General features: G+C 74.0%; 15 protein-coding genes. 5 read left to right on the forward strand and 10 right to left on the reverse strand.

Going from position 1 to position 17,364, the window contains the following annotated elements:
- Positions 1–48: 48 nt before the first annotated feature.
- Entirely contained in the window at positions 49–249 is a 201-nt protein-coding gene (locus O7623_RS04430) for a DUF5999 family protein (protein ID WP_282229304.1), read from the reverse strand.
- A 240-nt stretch (positions 250–489) separates the two neighbouring features.
- Here O7623_RS04430 and def point away from each other — a divergent pair, with 240 nt between their 5' ends.
- Complete coding sequence (gene def / locus O7623_RS04435) at positions 490–987, forward strand: peptide deformylase (RefSeq protein ID WP_282227314.1); 498 nt, start codon at positions 490–492, stop codon at positions 985–987.
- A gap of 6 nt (positions 988–993) precedes the next feature.
- On the opposite strand, the gene O7623_RS04440 is transcribed toward def, so the two are convergent.
- The 3 genes from O7623_RS04440 to O7623_RS04450 form a co-directional block, all read right to left on the reverse strand.
- Positions 994–2,208 (reverse strand): alanine racemase, encoded by a 1,215-nt coding sequence (locus O7623_RS04440; protein ID WP_282227315.1) that lies wholly within the window; start codon positions 2,206–2,208, stop codon positions 994–996.
- Positions 2,205–3,911 carry an IucA/IucC family protein gene (locus O7623_RS04445; RefSeq protein WP_282227316.1) on the reverse strand — a complete coding sequence of 569 codons (1,707 nt, stop codon included), beginning with the start codon at positions 3,909–3,911 and terminating at the stop codon, positions 2,205–2,207. The genes O7623_RS04440 and O7623_RS04445 overlap by 4 nt, the downstream gene beginning before the upstream one ends.
- A 74-nt stretch (positions 3,912–3,985) precedes the next feature.
- On the reverse strand, positions 3,986–5,614 hold the full coding sequence (locus tag O7623_RS04450; RefSeq protein WP_282227317.1) for an IucA/IucC family protein: 1,629 nt from the start codon (positions 5,612–5,614) through the stop codon (positions 3,986–3,988).
- Between the two features lie 183 nt (positions 5,615–5,797).
- On the opposite strand from O7623_RS04450, the gene O7623_RS04455 reads away from it, so the two are divergent.
- Complete coding sequence (locus O7623_RS04455) at positions 5,798–6,586, forward strand: endonuclease/exonuclease/phosphatase family protein (RefSeq protein WP_282227318.1); 789 nt, start codon at positions 5,798–5,800, stop codon at positions 6,584–6,586.
- A gap of 11 nt (positions 6,587–6,597) precedes the next feature.
- Here the strand turns inward: O7623_RS04455 and O7623_RS04460 are convergent, their stop codons facing one another.
- Together O7623_RS04460 and O7623_RS04465 are read right to left on the reverse strand one after the other, a co-directional pair.
- Positions 6,598–7,623: a tyrosine-type recombinase/integrase gene (locus tag O7623_RS04460; RefSeq protein ID WP_282227319.1), complete on the reverse strand. Its 1,026-nt coding sequence runs from the start codon at positions 7,621–7,623 to the stop codon at positions 6,598–6,600.
- A 495-nt stretch (positions 7,624–8,118) separates the two neighbouring features.
- Entirely contained in the window at positions 8,119–8,847 is a 729-nt protein-coding gene (locus tag O7623_RS04465; protein WP_282227320.1) for an SDR family oxidoreductase, read from the reverse strand.
- Positions 8,848–8,920: 73 nt separating this feature from the next.
- Between O7623_RS04465 and O7623_RS04470 the strand changes: the two genes are divergently transcribed.
- Positions 8,921–9,769: a patatin-like phospholipase family protein gene (locus O7623_RS04470; RefSeq protein WP_282227321.1), complete on the forward strand. Its 849-nt coding sequence runs from the start codon at positions 8,921–8,923 to the stop codon at positions 9,767–9,769.
- An 82-nt stretch (positions 9,770–9,851) separates the two neighbouring features.
- Positions 9,852–10,559 (forward strand): hypothetical protein, encoded by a 708-nt coding sequence (locus O7623_RS04475; RefSeq protein ID WP_282229305.1) that lies wholly within the window; start codon positions 9,852–9,854, stop codon positions 10,557–10,559.
- A gap of 68 nt (positions 10,560–10,627) precedes the next feature.
- On the opposite strand, the gene cydB is transcribed toward O7623_RS04475, so the two are convergent.
- The gene (gene cydB / locus O7623_RS04480; protein WP_282227322.1) at positions 10,628–11,626 is read right to left on the reverse strand and encodes a cytochrome d ubiquinol oxidase subunit II; all 999 of its coding nucleotides are present in this window, start codon (positions 11,624–11,626) and stop codon (positions 10,628–10,630) included.
- 18 nt (positions 11,627–11,644) lie between these two features.
- Positions 11,645–13,066, reverse strand: coding sequence for a cytochrome ubiquinol oxidase subunit I (locus O7623_RS04485; RefSeq protein ID WP_282227323.1), 1,422 nt, complete (start codon positions 13,064–13,066; stop codon positions 11,645–11,647).
- A gap of 165 nt (positions 13,067–13,231) precedes the next feature.
- On the opposite strand from O7623_RS04485, the gene O7623_RS04490 reads away from it, so the two are divergent.
- Entirely contained in the window at positions 13,232–14,065 is an 834-nt protein-coding gene (locus tag O7623_RS04490) for a lysophospholipid acyltransferase family protein (protein ID WP_282227324.1), read from the forward strand.
- Between the two features lie 49 nt (positions 14,066–14,114).
- Here O7623_RS04490 and O7623_RS04495 read toward each other — a convergent pair whose 3' ends face one another.
- Complete coding sequence (locus O7623_RS04495; protein ID WP_282227325.1) at positions 14,115–14,636, reverse strand: LuxR family transcriptional regulator; 522 nt, start codon at positions 14,634–14,636, stop codon at positions 14,115–14,117.
- The gene (locus O7623_RS04500; RefSeq protein ID WP_282227326.1) at positions 14,633–17,239 is read right to left on the reverse strand and encodes a LuxR C-terminal-related transcriptional regulator; all 2,607 of its coding nucleotides are present in this window, start codon (positions 17,237–17,239) and stop codon (positions 14,633–14,635) included. Before O7623_RS04500 ends, O7623_RS04495 begins: the two co-directional genes overlap by 4 nt.
- Positions 17,240–17,364: the final 125 nt, after the last annotated feature.

The following is a 17,364-nucleotide window of genomic DNA, read 5'->3' on the forward strand; positions in this document are numbered from 1 at the left end:
GAGGGAGGATCGGCTCGACGGTGAGCCTTCGAGTGGCGGCGCGGCGGGTCAGGCGGCGAGAGCGTGCCGGGCGGGGCCGCGGTGTGGGGCGATGCTGCTGCCGTCGGGGAGCAGTTCGCCGGTGTCCTCGAACACGATGACGCCGTTGCAGAGCAGGCTCCAGCCCTGCTCGGGGAAGCAGGCGATCACGCGGGCCGCTTCACGGTCGGTGGCGTCGGACGAGGGACAGGTCGGTTGGTGCTGGCACATCGGGTTCTCCGGACTGTGGGGGCGCTGTGTCATGGTTCACATGACCAGTGATGAACGTTACCAAGCCGAACGACACCGTTCCGGGCCAGTGACGGCCTGCCGACGCAAGAATCCACCCTTCGGCTGAGGCAGGTCGAACCGATCGGCCTGGAAGCGCTCCCATGAAGACCCGCTACCGACCCGCACCCGCCGTCCGCCCACATCACCGGCGACCCACCGGCCACCACTAACCTGACAGCCATGACGATGCGCCCGATCCGGATCATCGGCGACGCCGTGCTGCGTAGCCCCGCCGAACCCGTCACCACCTTCGACCGGTCCCTGCGCGACCTCGTCACCGACCTGATGGACACCCTGCTCGGCGCCCCCGGCCGCGCCGGCGTCGCCGCACCCCAGATCGGCGTGAGCGCCCGCGTGTTCGTCTACGACGCCGACGGCCACCGCGGCCACGTCGTCAACCCACACCTGCACCTGGCCGACGACACCGACACCGACGACGAAGGCTGCCTGTCCATCCCCGGCCTGTACTTCCCGACCCCACGCGCCCGCCACGCCCGCGTCGACGGCGTCGACCAGCACGGCGAACCCGTCACCATCACCGGCACCGGCTTCCTCGCCCGCGCCCTGCAACACGAAACCGACCACCTCGACGGCCGCCTCTACGTCGACACCCTGCGCGGCGACACCCGCCGCCGCGCCCTGCGCGAAATCCGCGCCGCCCACTGGACCCGCCACTGACCCGCCTCACAGCACCACCACCCGCGGATACGGATGCCGCAGAAAATCGTGGTGCGAAATGTCCCACCCGTAGGCACCCGCCCGGTCGAACACCACCACGTCCCCGATCCGCAACCGCCCCACCACCAGCCCCCGGCACAACACGTCCCGCGGCGTACACAACTCACCAGCCACATCCACCGCGGCCCCCGCCACCTGCGCCCGCGCGAACGGATACGGCCACCGGTCCACCGGCACCACCGCGAACGGATGGTCGTAACCCCACGCCGCCGGCAACCGGAAATGATGCGTCCCACCCCGCACCACCGCGAACCACCGGCCCTGCGTGCACTTCACATCCACCACCTGCGCCGCGTACCAGCCGGCCTCCGCCGCCAACCACCGACCCGGCTCGAACACCAACCGCAGCCCCGCCGGCAGCACCAACCCCGCCAACCCCGCACCGAACGCCGCCAGGTCGAACCGGCCGCCACCGACATAGTCCACCCCGAACCCGCCGCCCACGTTCACGTACTCCACCGGCACCCCGAACCGGCGGCCGGCCGCCACCGCCCACGCCACCGCCGCCACCACGAACCGCGCGTGCGCCACCGCGTCCAGGTTGTTCGACACCGCGTGCAGGCTGAACCCCACCAGCCGCACCCCCGACAACCCCGCCGCCACCGCCACCACCTCACCCAGCTGCGCCTCGTCCACCCCGAACTGTGTCGCCACCCCCGCCATCGCGTGACTACCCGACAACCCGCCACCCGGCCGGTTCACCCGCACCGCCACCTCCACCCGCCGACCCGCCGACCGCGCCACCACATCCAACCGCCGCAACTCCGACACACTCTCCACGTTCACCAACGCCCCCGCCGCCACCGCCGCCGCCAACTGCCCATCGGTCTTACCCGGCCCACCGAACACCACCTGCCGCGCCCCCGCCGCCACCGCCGCCGCCAACTCACCCCCCGACGCCACCTCCACCCCGTCCAACACCCGCGCCAACTCCGCCACCACCGCCGGATGCCCGTTCGCCTTCATCGCGTACAGCACCTGCGCCCCCACCGGCAGCACCGACCGCAACCGCCGCGCCGCCCCCCGAAGCACCGACCGGTCGTACACATACGCACACACCGGCTCCACCGCCGCCGACTCGGCCAACTCGGCCACCACCGCCGCCACCGCACCCGGCAGCCGCACCACCCGGCCACCACCCGGCACCTCACCCCCGGTCACCGCGCCACCCCCGGCCCGCCACCGTCGAACCCCACATCCGAGATCGGATTCCGCACCGGCACATACAGGTCACCCGACCCCGCCAACCGCATCCGCACCAACGCCTTGTGCGCCACCAGCGGCGCCGTGAACGCCGCATGGTCCTCCACCGCCCACCCCGCACACCCCCGCTCACCCCGCAACGACCCGTACGTCTCATCCACCACCGACCGCACCACCCGCCACGCCGCCACCTCATCCACCCCGAACACATCCACCACCGACCGCACCACCTCACCCACATGCGCCTGCAACAGCGTGTACCCCACCTTGGCCCGCATCACCGCCACATCATCGGTGGCCACCACCGAACCCGGCGCCAACCCCACCGACACCCCCGCCGCCGCCAACCGCGGCCGCGCCAACCGCAACCCCGCGAAATCCCGCACCACCAACCGGAACGGCACCCCACCGCGAAACGTCGGCAGACAGTTCTGCAGATGCGCCTCCAACGCCACCCCGAACCGGGTCGCCAACCGCAACACCGGCGGCACCACCACGGAGACGTACGCCGCCACGAACCCCAACCCCGCCGCCGCCCCCACCAACCCCCGCACCCGGCCGAACTGCGCCACCCGCGCCACCAACTCCCGACCCGTCACCAACGCCACCCCCGGCACCGCCACCTCACCCGGCACCAACCGGCCCACCAGCCCCTCCCGCACGATCGCCGACACGTCCCGGCCCGACCCCACCGGCACCGCCGCCCCCGCCACCTCCGGCAACAACACCAACCGCGCCGCCGCCACCTCGTCGTCGGCCACCACCGACGACAACACCGACGACAACACCGGCCCGTTACGGGTACTCGCCACCGAAATCGTCCGCCGCGTCGACGTCACCTGAATGTCCAACGACACCTTCAGATACCGCCGCCGCCCGTCGACACCCGCCGGCAACAGCACCGTACGCACCGCCGCCGTCGGCACCGCCGACACCACCTGCGGCAGCAACCGCACCACACCCGCCGCCACCAGATCGGCGTACCGACGCGCCACCACCCGCATGCCCTGCCACACATGCACCGGCTGCACCACCCACCCCGGCGGCGCCGCCGGCACCTGCGGATACCACCGCCGCAACCACGCCCCCACATCGTCACCCACATGCAGATCACGACGCACCGCCACGAACCCCACCCGCGTCGCCGGCGACCCCACGTCATGCGCCACCGCGTCCGCCACCGACCACCCCAACCGGGTACGGCCACACGGATGCAGATTGTGACCCGTCAGCGCCTGCCGCTCCGCCCACACCGCCCAACCGTCCGGCCCCTCAGGACCGCCCGACCCACCCGCCGGACCCGCCACCGGCGGACGCGCCGCCGCCACCGCCAGATGCACCACCGCGTCGGTCAACTCCGCCGCCAACGCCCACCCCCTCCGCCCAGCCAGCAACTCCACCGGCAACACCGCCCACGGATCCGCCACCCACCGCTCATCCACCACAAACCGGTCGAACCCGTACCACCGTCCCCGCCCACCCCACACCGCCCGCGCCGCCCCCACATCCTCCCGACACAACGCGTCGACCAACCGCGCCGCCACCACCCGCGCCGCCCACGGCACCGCCTCCCGGAACCCCGCCACCCACCCCGGCGCCACCACCCGCAACTGCTCCTGCGCCGACTCCACCGCCGCCGCCAACCCCACCGACCCCCGCACACACCCACACGACCGGCCCACCCCCGACCCCACCGCACCCCACCCCGCCCAACCACCCGCCGCCACCGGACCGCTCACCGCCACTGCGCCAACGGACCCGCCACCCACGCCCACCGCACCGCCAACGGATCCGGCGCCAACCGCATCGACAACGTCGCCTTCACCGGCCACCGCTCACCGAACACCGCCGACGCCACCCGCCCCCGCACCACCGCCGGCAACCCCGCCACCGCCTCCCGCACCACCACACCCACCCGCTGCCACAACCGCCCCGGCGCCACCCCGAACTCCCGCGCCAGCACCGCCACCGGCTCACCCACCGCCACCCCCACCGCCGCCAACGCCGTCACCACCACCTCCACCGGATCCGCCGCCACCACATCACCAGACAACGACGGCACACCCACACCCGCCGCCGCCAACGCCACCGGATCCACCCGCACACCCCCCACATCCCGATACCAGGCACCCACCAACCGCCCCGAACGCCACACCAGCACCACATTCTGCCCATGCGCCTCCAACCCCACCCCCCAGCCCACCATCGACACCACCGGCGCCACCACCACCCGCGCCAGATCCGCCACGAAACCCACCGGATCCCCGCCATACCCCGCCCGCACCAACCCACCCACCACCGACCCACCACCCGGCGCACCCACCGGCGCCGCCAACGCCCCCACCGGCATCACCTGCACCCCCGACGCCACCCGCGGCACCCGCCGGCGCACCACCGCCAACGACCGGCACGCCACCCCGTCCACCACCACCGCACCCGCCGCCACCTCCGGCAACACCCCGAACCCCGGCACCCGCCGCGCCAACCGCGACAACACCGCCGTCAGCACCGGCCCGTTGCGCACCGCCGCCTCCGACACCGTGCGCACCGCCGACGTCATCTGCACATCCACCGCCGTCTTCCACTGCCACGACCCACCCGACAACGGCACCACCGTCCGCAACGACATCAACGGCCGCGCCGGCACCACCCGACCCGTCGGACGCAACCACGGATACGCGCCCAGCACATGCTCCCGCTGCCACGGATGCACCGGCAACAGCGGCGCCAACCCCGCCCCGGTCGTCAACCACCGCCCCGGCGGCACCGCCACCAACTCCAGCGGCACCACCGGCCGATGCTCCGGCGCGTACCGCAACACCTCCAACGTCGACATCCCCACCCGGGCCCGGCACCCCGGATGCACCGGATGCCCGTCGACCACCACCTGCTCCCACCCCACCAGCGACCGCGTCAACCCCGCACCGGCACCACCCGTACGCCCCACCGCCACCGCCCGCGCCCCCCGCGCCAACGCCACGTTCGCCACACTGTTGTCCAACTCCGCCGCCACCGACCCGGCACCGGACAGCCCCAGCACCCTCAACAGCCGCCCGGGATCAGTCACCACCTCCGACCCCACCGTCACCGCCAACCCCGGACCGGCCGGCGCGAACAACTCCGCCGCGGCCGCCGGACCCACCACCTCACGGCCATCAGCCAACGTCACCGTCAACCGGCCGTCGCCCACCCGCTGACCGGCCACCCCCGGCACCGGCTCACGCCCCACCGCACCCCACAACCGAGCCAGCACCGCCGCCCGCGCCCCCGGCACCGCCGCCTCCACCGCCGCCACCAGCTCCGGCCGGCACTGCCGCAACGCCGACACCGTCGCCGTCACATCCGGACACCACTCACCCGACACCGCACCTCCTACTGCCACGTCGCCCCCGCCACGCCCGGATCCGCGTCCACCGTCACCGGCCCCGCCGCCGACGCACCCACACCCCCCACCAGCCCACCGCCACGAACACCAACGACGAGCAGCACAACGCCTTCACCACCATCCCGACACCCTCCCACAACCCGCACCCCGTAGGGTGCTCACGTGCGCATGGCCACCTTCAACCTGCTGCACGGACGCTCACCCCACGACGGCCAGGTCGACCCCGACCGGCTCACCACCGCGATCACCACCCTCGACGCCGACATCCTCGCCCTGCAGGAAGTCGACCGCGGCCAACCCCGCAGCGCCCGCCACGACCTGACCGCGCTCGCCGCGACCGCCCTGGCCGCACCCACCCACCGCTTCGCCGCCGCCATCGTCGGCACCCCCGGCGACACCTTCCGCACCCCTCACCACGACCACGACGGCCACGACGAACCCTGCTACGGCATCAGCCTGATCAGCCGCTACCCGGCCCGGCACTGGCAGATAACCAGACTCGACCCCGCCCCGCTGCGCTCACCCGTCCTCGTCGCCGACCCGGCACCCCGGCTGCTGCTGCTCCGCGACGAACCCCGCGTCCTGCTCACCGCCGTCCTGGACACCCCGCACGGGCCCGTCACCGTCGCCGCCACCCATCTGTCCTTCGTCCCCGGCTGGAACCTGCGCCAACTACGGGCCGTCACCCGCACCCTGCGGGCACTACCGCCACCACGGCTGCTGCTCGGCGACCTCAACCTGCCCGCCGGGCTGGCCGCCGCCGTCACCGGCTGGCAGCCACTGGCCCGCCGGCCCACCTACCCCACACCGCGGCCCCGCGTCCAACTCGACCACATCCTGCTCGACCCGCGCGGCGCGCCACCGGCCCTGTCCAATGTCACCCACGTCGCCACCCCCGCGCTCGACGTCTCCGACCATCGGCCGCTCGTCGTCACCGTCACAGGTCGCTGACCCGCGCCGCGTCAGCGGTAGGGATCTTCCGGCACACCGTCGGTCACCAGTCGCTGCAGCGACCGGTTCGACCGGTTGGCCCGCACCGCCGCCCGCTGCTGGTCGGCCGTCACGTCGATGTAGTGCTGACTCGCCGTCAGGCTCGCGTGCCCGAGCAGCCGCATGATCTCGGCGGCGTTGGCGCCGTCCTCGGCCAACCGGGTGGCGAACGTGTGCCGCAGCGCGTGCAGCGCCGCGCCACGGGGTACCCGCTCGACGATCCCGGCCCGGCGGAAGCACGACCGCACCAGGTACTGCAGCCCGCCCCGGCGCAGGGCCTCACCGGCCCGGTCGACCAGCAGAGCACCGTCGGGGCGTACCGACCGGGGTCCGAAGCGCCGCCGCCGGCTGGCGAGGTAGCCGGCGATCGTGGCGTCCAGGGCGGGCTCCACCGGCACGGTCCGGAACCGTCCGCCCTTGCCGGCCACCTCGAGGCGCCGTTCGCCGTCGCGGCCGGTCAGCGACCCCACCCGCAGCGCCAACAGCTCACCAAGGCGCAGGCCGGCGCAGAGGGCCAGCGCGACGACGGCGAGGTCCCGTTCCGGCCAGGGGTCGCGTTGGCGGTTGTCGCCACGGGCGGCGGCGGCCAGCAGCGTTTCCGGGGTCTCCTCACCGCGCAGTGGTTTCGGCACCGGCAGGGGAGCGCGGGGCCGGCCGACGGCCGGCATCGGATTGCCCGCCACGGCGCCTTCGGCGACGAGGAAGGTGAAGAACGAGTTCCAGGTCGACCAGGCACGGTGCACGGAGGCGGGGGAGCGGGGGGCGGCGAACCGGGCGAACGCCGCCCGGAGCTGACGCTGCCCGACAGCGCTCAGAGGCAGGTCCACGGCGGTCGGGGCGGTCGCGTCGGTGGCGGCGTCGTCGCCGATCAGTCGCAGTACGGCGGTCAGGTCGCGGCGGTAGGCCTGCAGGGTGTGGGGGGAGGGTTTGCGGGAGGCCCGGTCGACGAGGAAATCCTCGACCGCCCGACCCACCGGGTAATCCGACAAATTGTGCATAACGGATATTATGCATCACTTCTCGCGATACAGGTAGGGGTGGGCGAGTGGAGGGAGTGACCGATGTCCACGGCGTCGGGAGAGAGCGGGTCGTTCGGGCCGACGCGCCCGGCGGTGGCCGCCGCGACAATCGGTCGCCAGGCCGCGACCAGGAACGGGGCGCCGGCCGGCCGCAGCCGGTGACCTGACCCTGGACGGCCGCCACGCGCCGACGCAGATGCCGTCGCACGGGCCGGAGGAAAGCGGCACGTCGACCGGGGGCGACGATGTCCCACTCGCGCCAAACACAGGCTCGCCACTTCGCTTAGTTGACATAATGTACATTATCGAACCGGCACGGGGTCCGTCGTCGGAGCCCCGTGGGACACCGACACCGGATCGACCCCTGCGGGCAACCGACGCCGCTGCCGGACGATCCGGTGCCGGTGTCCCTGACGCAGCTGGCCCGGTTCGCGGGTCGACCGTGAGCCGTGGCAGGCCGGTCCGCCGGCCAGGTCACAGACCGCCGGCGACCCGGATCACCGCCCCGGTGGTGTAGGACGCCTCGTCGCTGAGCAGCCAGGCGACGGCGCCGGCGATCTCCTGCGGTTGCCCGGCCCGACGCAGCGGCACCATCGGCGCGACCCGGTCCGGACGGTTCGGCTCACCGGACAGGGCGTGGATGTCGGTGTGGACGGTGCCGGGAGCGACGCCGTTGACCCGGATGCCCCGGGGGCCGAGCTCCTTGGCCAGGCCGATCGTGAGAGTGTCGGTGGCGGCCTTGACGGCGGCGTAGTGGACGTACTCGCCGGGGCTGCCGAGGGTGGCGGCGGCGGACGAGACGTTGACGATGGCACCGCCGGCGCCCATCCGGCGGGCGGCCTGCTGGGCGCAGAGGACGTACCCGATGAGGTTGACGTCCACGACGCGGCGCAGGTCGTCGACGGTCAGGTCGACGAAGGGTCCGATCCGGCTGGTGACGCCGGCGTTGTTGACCAGACCGGTGAGCGTGCCGAGGTCGGCGGCGGCGTCGAACAGCGCGGCGACGCCCGCCGGGTCGGTGGTGTCGACGGCGACGCTGATCGCGGTACGGCCCGCCGCCCGCACGTCGTCGCGGACCGCGTGGGCGGCGTCGGCGTCGCGCCGGTAGCCGATGACGAGGTCGTGTCCGGCGGCGGCGAGGCGGCGTACGGTGGCCGCGCCGATCCCCCGGCTGCCGCCGGTGACCACGGTGACCGGTGCCATGGTGTCTCCCCTCTCCCCTGCGGTGTCGCTGGCGGTGACGTTACCGCCGCCGAGGCGGGGCAATAGGACAGGTATGGCGGTTAGGCGTGCGGTGGTGCTGGGCAGCGGCGGGGTGACCGGGGTGGCCTGGCAGATCGGGGTGTTGGCCGGGTTGGCGCGGGCCGGGGTGGAGCTGGGCGCGGCGGATCTGGTGGTCGGCACGTCGGCGGGCGCGGTGGTGGGTGCGCAGTTGCGCTCGGGGGCGGATCTGCGGCGGCTGTACGCGGGGCAGTTGGTGGCCGGTGAGCCGTCGACGGATCGGATGGGTGCGGGTGCGGTGTCGTGTCTGCTGTGGTCGGCGGTGTGCAGCCGCGACGGGCGACGGGCGCGGGCGCGGATCGGCCGGTACGCGGTGGCGTACGCGGCGGGGTCGCCGGTGTCGCGGCGGCCGGTGTTCGAGGAGGCGTTGCCGGTGTGGTCGTGGCCGGAGCTGGCGTTGTGGGTGACGGCGGTGGACGCCGAAACGGGTGAGCTGGTGGTGTTCGACGGGTCGCAGCCGGGGGTGGATCTGGTGGACGCGGTGTCGGCGAGTTGCGCGGTGCCGGGGGTGTGGCCGCCGGTGGTGGTCGGTGGGCGGCGGCTGATCGACGGTGGGATGCGGTCGGCGGCGAACGCGGATCTGGCGGCGGGGTGCGCGTCGGTGGTGGTGTTGGCGCCGATCAGGTGGGGGGTGGGCTGGTTGGCGCCGGTGGCGCGGCAGGTGGCGGGGTTGTCGGGGCAGGTGGTGGTGGTGTCGCCGGACCGGGCGGCCCGGCGGGCGATCGGGCGGCGGCTGCTGGATCCGGCGCGGCGGCCGGGTGCGGCGCGGGCGGGGTGGCGGCAGGGGTTGGCGGTGGCCGGCCGGGTGGGCCGGTTGTGGTCGGGTGATGCCGGGTCGCGGTGAGCGGTGGGGTGCGGTCGACGGTGTCGGCGGGGGCTGGTAGGAAGGCAGCACTCAAACAGGTGTACGGACGGAAAGGGTGCTGATGGTTGCCGCGGGCGCTGGTGCGGGTGGGTTGTCGGACGAGGAGTTGGGGGTGATCCGGGAGGCGGTGGCCGCTGGGCGTAAGCCGAAGGTGATGTTCACCGAGTCGGCGGGGCAGATCGCCGGGCAGGTGGGTCAGGTGGTGGGCCTGGCGGATCCGGCGGTGTCCGACGAGTGGGTGGTGGTGCGGTTCGGTCGGGACGAGTTGCCGTTCTCCCCCGCTGATCTGGTGGTGGCGCCGCGGGGTGCGGGTGCGCGGCGGCCGGCGGCGGAGCCGGTGGTCGACCCGGTGCGGGTGGTGCCGGAGCCGGAGTTCAAGTTGGGTGAGCCGCCGGTGGTGGTGCCGGCGCGGCGGGAGCAGGTGGAGGAGGAGGCCACGGTGGATGAGGGTGCGCAGCGGCCGGCGCGGCGGGCGGCGAAGGTGGTGAAGCCGAAGGCGCCGGCGGGGTTGACGGTGACGTTGGCGTATGCCGACGGTGAGTGGACGGTGGCGGCGGCGCAGGGGGCGAAGGCGTTGGCGAAGCCGTACGTGATCCGGCCGGCGGAGGCGTTGAAGATGGTGGCGTTGGTGGATGTGCCGGGGGTGCATGAGGCGGTGGAGCAGATTCTGGCGTCGGAGCGGGCCGAGGCGCAGCGGCAGGCGGAGAAGTTGCGGGCGGAGTTGGCGGAGGTGGAGGCGCGGTTGGCGGAGTTGCCGGAGGTGGGTTGACGGTGGGGTGTGGTGGTGCCCCCGGTGCTGGTCGCGCCGGGGGCACCGTCGTGTGGGGGGCCGGTGGGTCAGTGGCTGGGTTGGTCGGTGACGTGCACGCGGTGGCGGAAGACCCAGTAGGTCCAGCCCTGGTAGAGCAGGACGACGGGGGTGAGTGCGGCGGCGACCCAGGTCATGATCGTGAGGGTGTAGGTGGTGGAGGCGGCGTTGGTGGTGGTGAGGGTGCCGGCGGGGTCGCCGGTGGAGGGTAGGACGGTCGGGAACAGGGTGGTGAACAGGGCGGCGACGGCCAGGCCGATGGCGGTGGCGGTGCCGGTGAAGGCCCAGCCTTCGCGGCGTACCTGGTTGGCGGCCAGCCCGGCGACGAGGGCGAGTGCGGCGGTGACGGCGAGGGCGATGGCGGCGGGGTTGGCGCGGATGGTGAGGGTCCAGGTGAGGAATCCGACGGCGAGAGCGGCGGCGGCCAGGCCGGTCCAGGTGGCGACGCGGCGGGCGCGGTGGCGCAGGTCGCCGGTGGTCTTGAGGGCGAGGAAGACGGCGCCGTGGGTGATGAACAGGGCGGTGGTGGTGGCGCCGCCGAGCAGGGCGTACGGGTTGAGCAGGGTGAGCAGGGTGCCGGTGTATTCGTGGTCGGCGTCCAGGGGTACGCCGGCGACGATGTTGGCGAAGGCGACGCCCCAGAGCGCGGCGGGGATGGCGGAGCCGGCGAAGATGGCGTTGTCCCAGCGGCGACGCCAGTGGGGTTCGTCGCGTTTGTCGCGGTATTCGAAGGCGACGCCGCGCAGGATGAGGGCGATGAGGATGAGTAGCAGCGGAAGGTAGAAACCGGAGAACAGGGTGGCGTACCACTCGGGGAAGGCGGCGAACATGGCGCCGCCGGCGGTGATGAGCCAGACCTCGTTGCCGTCCCAGACGGGGCCGATGGTGGTGATGGCGGCGCGTCGTTCGGGTTCGGTGCGGCCGATGAGGCGGGCGAGGATGCCGACGCCGAAGTCGAAGCCTTCGAGGATGAAGTATCCGGTGAAGAGTACGGCGATGAGCCCGAACCAGACGGTGGTGAGTTCCACGAGGGGTCTCCGGGGTGGTCAGTGGGTGGCGGCGAGGGGCCGGTCGAGGGTGGTGTCGTCGTCGGTGTCGTCCGGTGGTGGTGGGTCGGTGAGGTCGGGTAGTCCGTTTCGGGCGTAGCGGATGAGGAGCTTGACCTCGATGACGGCGAGGGCGGCGTAGATGAGGGTGAAGGCGGTGAAAGAGGTGAGGACTTCGGTGAGGGAGACGCTGCGGCTGACGCCGTCGCGGGTGAGCATTTCGCCGAAGACGATCCAGGGTTGGCGGCCCATTTCGGTGAAGATCCAGCCGAAGGTGTTGGCCAGCAGTGGCAGGACGGGCAGGGTGAGGCCGGCGCGCAGCAGCCAGCGGCCGGTGGGGGTGCGGCCGCGTCGGGTGGTCCACAGGGCCCAGAGGGCGATGGCGGCGGTGGCGAGGCCGAATCCGATCATGAAGCGGAAGCTCCAGTAGGTGACGGGGATGATCGGGGTGTAGCTGCCGGGGCCGTACTGGGCGGCGTACTGGGCCTGCAGGTCGGTGATGCCTTGGACTTGGCCGGTGGGGTCGCCGGTGGACAGCCAGGACAGCAGGTACGGGATCTTGAGGGCCCAGATTTCGCGGCTGCCGTCGAGGGTGCCGATGGTGACGACGGAGAAGGAGGCGGGGCTTTCGGTGGTGTAGAGGCCTTCGGCGGCGGCCATCTTCATGGGCTGGACCTGGGTCATGATCTTGCCTTGGATGTCGCCGGTGATGATGACGGCGGCGGTGGCGGCCAGGGTGGTCCAGGCGCCGATCTTGGTGGCGGTGCGGAAGGCGGGGGTGTCGGGGCCGTCGGGGTGGCGGATGAGGTGCCAGAGGGCGACGGCCAGGACGAGGGCGCCGGCGACCATGAAGCAGCCGGCGAGGGTGTGCGGGAAGGTGATGAGGGTGACCTTGTTGGTGAGTACGGCGATGAAGTCGGTGAGTTCGGCACGGCCGGTGTCGGGGTTGATGCGGTAGCCGACGGGGTTCTGCATCCAGGAGTTGGCGGCGAGGATGAACCAGGCGCTGATGATGCTGCCGAACGAGGCGAGCCAGATGGTGGCCAGGTGCAGGGCTTTGGGTAGCCGGTTCCAGCCGAAGATCCACAGTCCGAGGAAGGTGGATTCGAGGAAGAAGGCGAGCAGGGCTTCGATGGCCAGGGGTACGCCGAAGATGTCGCCGACGAACCGGGAGTAGTCGCTCCAGTTCATGCCGAACTGGAATTCCTGCACGATGCCGGTGACGATGCCCATGGCGAAGTTGATGAGGAACAGTTTTCCGTAGAACTTGGTGAGTTTGAGGTAGCGGTCGTCGCCGGTGCGGTGCCAGGCGGTCTGCAGGATGGCGACGAGCAGGCTGAGGCCGATGGTGAGTGGGACGAACAGGAAGTGGTAGACGGTGGTGACACCGAACTGCCAGCGGGCTATGTCGAGCGCGTCCACGGCTCCCCCATCTAGTTACTACAAGTCGTAGTACATACTACAACTTGTCGTGGAACAGGCCAGGGGCGGTGGTCCCGACAGGCCCGGGCCATCGGTCCCCACCGGGGCGGGACCGTCGGCACGGGGCGCCCGGGGCGGGCCGGCCTGTGCGACGATCGACCGCTGATGGACACCCCCACTCACCCTGCCCCCGCGCGGTGGCGGCCGCCGCTGCTGTGGCGGCTGCTGCAGATCGCCGCCCGGGTCGTGGTCGGGCTGCTCGCCCGGCTGCGGGTCACCGGCGACGTACCGGACGCGCTGCGGCACGGACCGCTGATCCTGGCCGCCAACCACATCAGCCCGTTCGACCCGGTCGCGCTCGCCGCCGCCTGCCGGGTGCGGCGGGTCGCACCGCGGGTGCTCGCCACCGGCGGTCTGTTCCGGGCCCCGGTGGTCGGCCCGGTGATGCGCCGCGCCGGGCACATCCGGGTCGACCGGCGTACCGACACCGTCGCCCAGGCGCTCGACGTCGCCGTGGCCGCGGTGGCCGGCGGCGCGGTGGTCCTGGTCTACCCGGAGGGGCGCATCGGTCTCGACCCGTGGATGTGGCCAGAACGGGGCCGGACCGGTACCGCGCGGCTCGCGCTGGCCAGCGGCGCGGTGGTGGTGCCCGTGGCCCAGTGGGGAGCCCACGAGGTGCTGCCGTGGGCGGCACCACGTGGGCTGGGCCGCGCGGTGCTCCGCGCGGTGCTGCGCCGCCCGGTGGTCCGGGTCCACTTCGGCGCCCCGGTGGACCTGTCCGGCGTCGACCCGGCGCGGCCGGGGGCCGCGCAACGCGCGACGCAACGGATCATCGACGCCCTCACCGACGAGCTGGCGGCGTTGCGCCCGGACGAACCGCAGGCACCCCGGCACGTCGACGTGACCCGGCCGGTCGACGTGACCCGGCGACACCGCCGGGGCCGGGTCGACGCGGCGGACGACGCCACGGCAACCGGTCCGGCATCAGACGGCGGCTGACGACCGCCGTACCCGCAGGACGCAGCGCCGCCGGTTACGTTGCCGCAGGTCACCGGGAGCGTTGCCGCAGGTAGGCCAGGACGGCCTCGCGGGTGGTGCGGACCCCGAACGCCGCGCGGGCCTGCGCGATGCGGCGGTTGGCGGTCCGCAACGACAGGAACTCGGCGGCCGCCGCCGCGGCGATCGTCTCGCCGTTGGCGAGCCGGTCGAGCAGGGCCCGCTGCTCCGGCACCAGGACGGTGTCGATCGGCGACCCCGGCGGGTCGACGTCACCGTGGCGCAGCACCGGACCGAGCCGGCCGAGGTCGTCGACCAGGGCCCGACCGACGTCGCCGGTCGGGTCGACCACCGCGACGACGGCGGCACCCCGGGCGGCGGCCAGCGCCACCAGGGCGACGGTGTCGGCGTCGGTGACCCGGCCGTGCAGGGCCAGTCGGGCGGCGGTCAGGTCCCAGGTGGCCTCGGTCAACGCGAAGCCTTCCCGGATGGTCCAGCCGTCGCGGGCGAGCCGCCGCAGAACGGCGTTCGCCTCGGTGGAGCTGGACAGGACGTAGCGCGGCGGTGCGCTCATCGGTCGGTCTCCATGGCCAGGGCGGCTGCTTCGGTGCGGGTGCGGGCACCGAGTTTACGCATCCCGGCCCGGACGTGGGTTTCCACGGTTTCGGTGGAGATGCCGAGCTGGCCGGCGATGCGCCGGGTCGGCTCGCCCTGGGCGACCAGCCGCAGCACGTCACGTTCCCGGCCGGTGAGCAGGTCACCGTCACGGGTGCCCCGGTCGTCGCGGCGTACCGCGTGCCGGCGCAGCGCGCGGCGGCAGCGGCCCAGCAGCACGACCAGGCCGGCCTGCGCGGCGATGCGTTCCGCGGCGAGCAGCGCGGGCACCGCGCGACGCGGGTCGGGTTCGTGCAGGCCTTGGGCGAGCAGGCACCGGACCTGTTCGCGGACGCTGACGTCGGGCCAGGCGGCGGCGGCGTCGCCGAACCGGCGGGGGTCGGCCGCCGACCAGGCGGCGAGGGTCGTCGCCGCCGGCGCCGGCAGCGAGGGTGCCAGCGTGGCCGGCAGTGGTGAAGTCACCGTGGAGGTGTCGTGGGCGGCCCAGTGGGCGGTGATCCGCCGCAGGCCGTCGATCAGCGGCGGCACGGCTGGCGACGCGGCGACACCGGTGGGCGCGGTGGCCTTGTCGGGTTGGCCGTCGAGCCAGGCCGCTTCCCGGGCGACCCAGTCCAGCAGGCCCGGTGGTGGTGTGGTCGCGGTGGCGGCGGCGAGCCGGGCCCGGGCGGCGGCGAGCAGTCCGCCGTCGGCTTCGAGCAGGCCCGCCGTGGCGGTGGCGTAGCCGTGGGCGGCGGCGGGCAGGGTGCGGTCGGTGAGGTCGGTGGCGGCGCGCAGCAGCGCGTCGGTGGCGGTCGGCAGTGCGTCGGCGCCGACGGGTGCGGGCGGTTCCTCGCCGACCGGGGTGGGCCGGTCCTGGCCGGGCTGGTCGCGGGCCGGCTGCTCCCCTGTCGGCTGCTCCCCTGTCGGCGGGTCACCGCGCAGGGCCAGGCACCACAGCCGGGCGGCGAGGAACCGCGTCTGCCAGCTGTAGGCGAGGTCGGCTGCGCAGGCGCTCGCTGCGGCGGTGGCGGCGTGCGCGGCCTCGGTGAGCCGGCCGTCGCCGGTGAGGGTCTCGACCAGCTGCCAGGCACTCCACCTGGCGGTCAGCAGGTCGCCGGCGGCGGCCGCGGCGGCGGCGGTGCCGGCGAGCCGGGGTTCCCAGCCGGGGGTGCGGTCGGCGGCGGCGACGGCGGCCAGCGCCGCGCGCAGGCCGACATGGGTCGGCGTGACACCGTGGCGGGCGGTGACGGCGGCGGCGCGGCGGGTCGCCGCCGCCGGGTCGACGGCGAGATCGGCCAGCAGCAGCACCCGGTCGGCGGTGGCGGCCAGCGGCGACATGGCGGCCGCGTGGCCGGGGACGCCGGCGGTCAGGGCGGCGGCGGTGGCACGGGCGGCGGCGAGGTCCCCGGCCTGCAGCAGCGCCTCGGCGCGCAGGGCGGCGGCTTCGCCGGTGTCGCCGGCGGCGGCGAGCAGGGTCAGGGCGTGGCGGGGCCGGCCGGTGGCCAGGGCCGCTCGGGCCGCGTCGAGACGCACGGCGTTGGTGGCGGATGGCTGGTCGCAGGCGAACAGCAGCGCGTCGGCGCGGGCGCCGCCGGTGGTGGCGTCGGCGGCGGCGGTCAGGGCCCGCCGGTAGGCGCCGTCGGTGTCGCCGGCGGCGGCGAGGTGCCGGGCGGCCTCCATCGGATCGGTGACCAGGTCGGCGAGGCGCCGGTGCAGGGCGCGGCGGCTGGCGGTGTCGAGCAGGCCGGCGGCGACGTCGGCCTGGTACGGCGAGACCGGGCTGACCAGACCGGCGGCGACAGCGGCCAGCCCGGCGGCGGCGAGTTCGGTGACGCCCTCACCGAGGGCAGCGGCGGGTGCCGCCCGGCCGAGCAGGCCGAGGGCGGCCAGGGCGGTGCGGGCCGGCCGGGTCAGGTCGGCCAGGGCGGCGGCGACGGCGTAACTGACCTGGTCGAGGTCGGTGGCGTCGGGTGGTGGCGCGGTGGCGCGGGCGGCGCGGTGGCGGGCCAGGGCGGTGGCGGCGAGCGGGTTGCCGCCGGCACGTCGGGCCAGGTCGGCGACGGTCGCCGGGTCCAGGCCGGGAGCGGTACGGCGGATCAGGTCGGCGGTGGCGGTCGGGTCCAGAGGTGGCAGCGCCAGCCAGTGGCTGTCGTCGCCGCGCAGCCGGTCGACGGCGGCGGCGGGCAGCGGGTGCGGGGTACGCAGGGCGACGACGACCCGGCAGTGGCGGGCCACGGCGGGCAGGGCGGCGACGGTGACCGGGTCGGCCCACTGCAGGTCGTCGAGGACGAGCAGGCCGTGGCGTACCCGGGACCGGACCGCCTCGGCGAGCAGCGCCACGTCGTGGGTGGGTAGCCGGACCCGTAGGGCGTGGCTGAGGGGGAACGCGGGGACGTGGCGCAGCGCGGTGAGGGCGCCACCGGAATGGACCGGGCCGGGCGACGCCGTGGCGACGCGGCGCAGCGTGGTGGTGCGGCCGCTGCCGGGGACGCCGGTGATGACGACGAGGCCGGGGCGGGTGAGCCGGGCGGCGGTGGCCGCCACCACGTCGGTGGCGTGAGCGCCGTCGGCTGGTTGCCGCACCCGTCCTCCCCCGCTTCCGGCTCGTGGCCCTCTCCGGGCGAAGGTGGCACGAACATGGGATCCTGCGCCGGAGAGGATATTCGTACTGTGGATGTCGGTGGTGGGCGCACCACCGCGTGCCGTGC

This window comes from Solwaraspora sp. WMMD791 (assembly GCF_029581195.1).
Lineage (GTDB): Bacteria > Actinomycetota > Actinomycetes > Mycobacteriales > Micromonosporaceae > Micromonospora_E.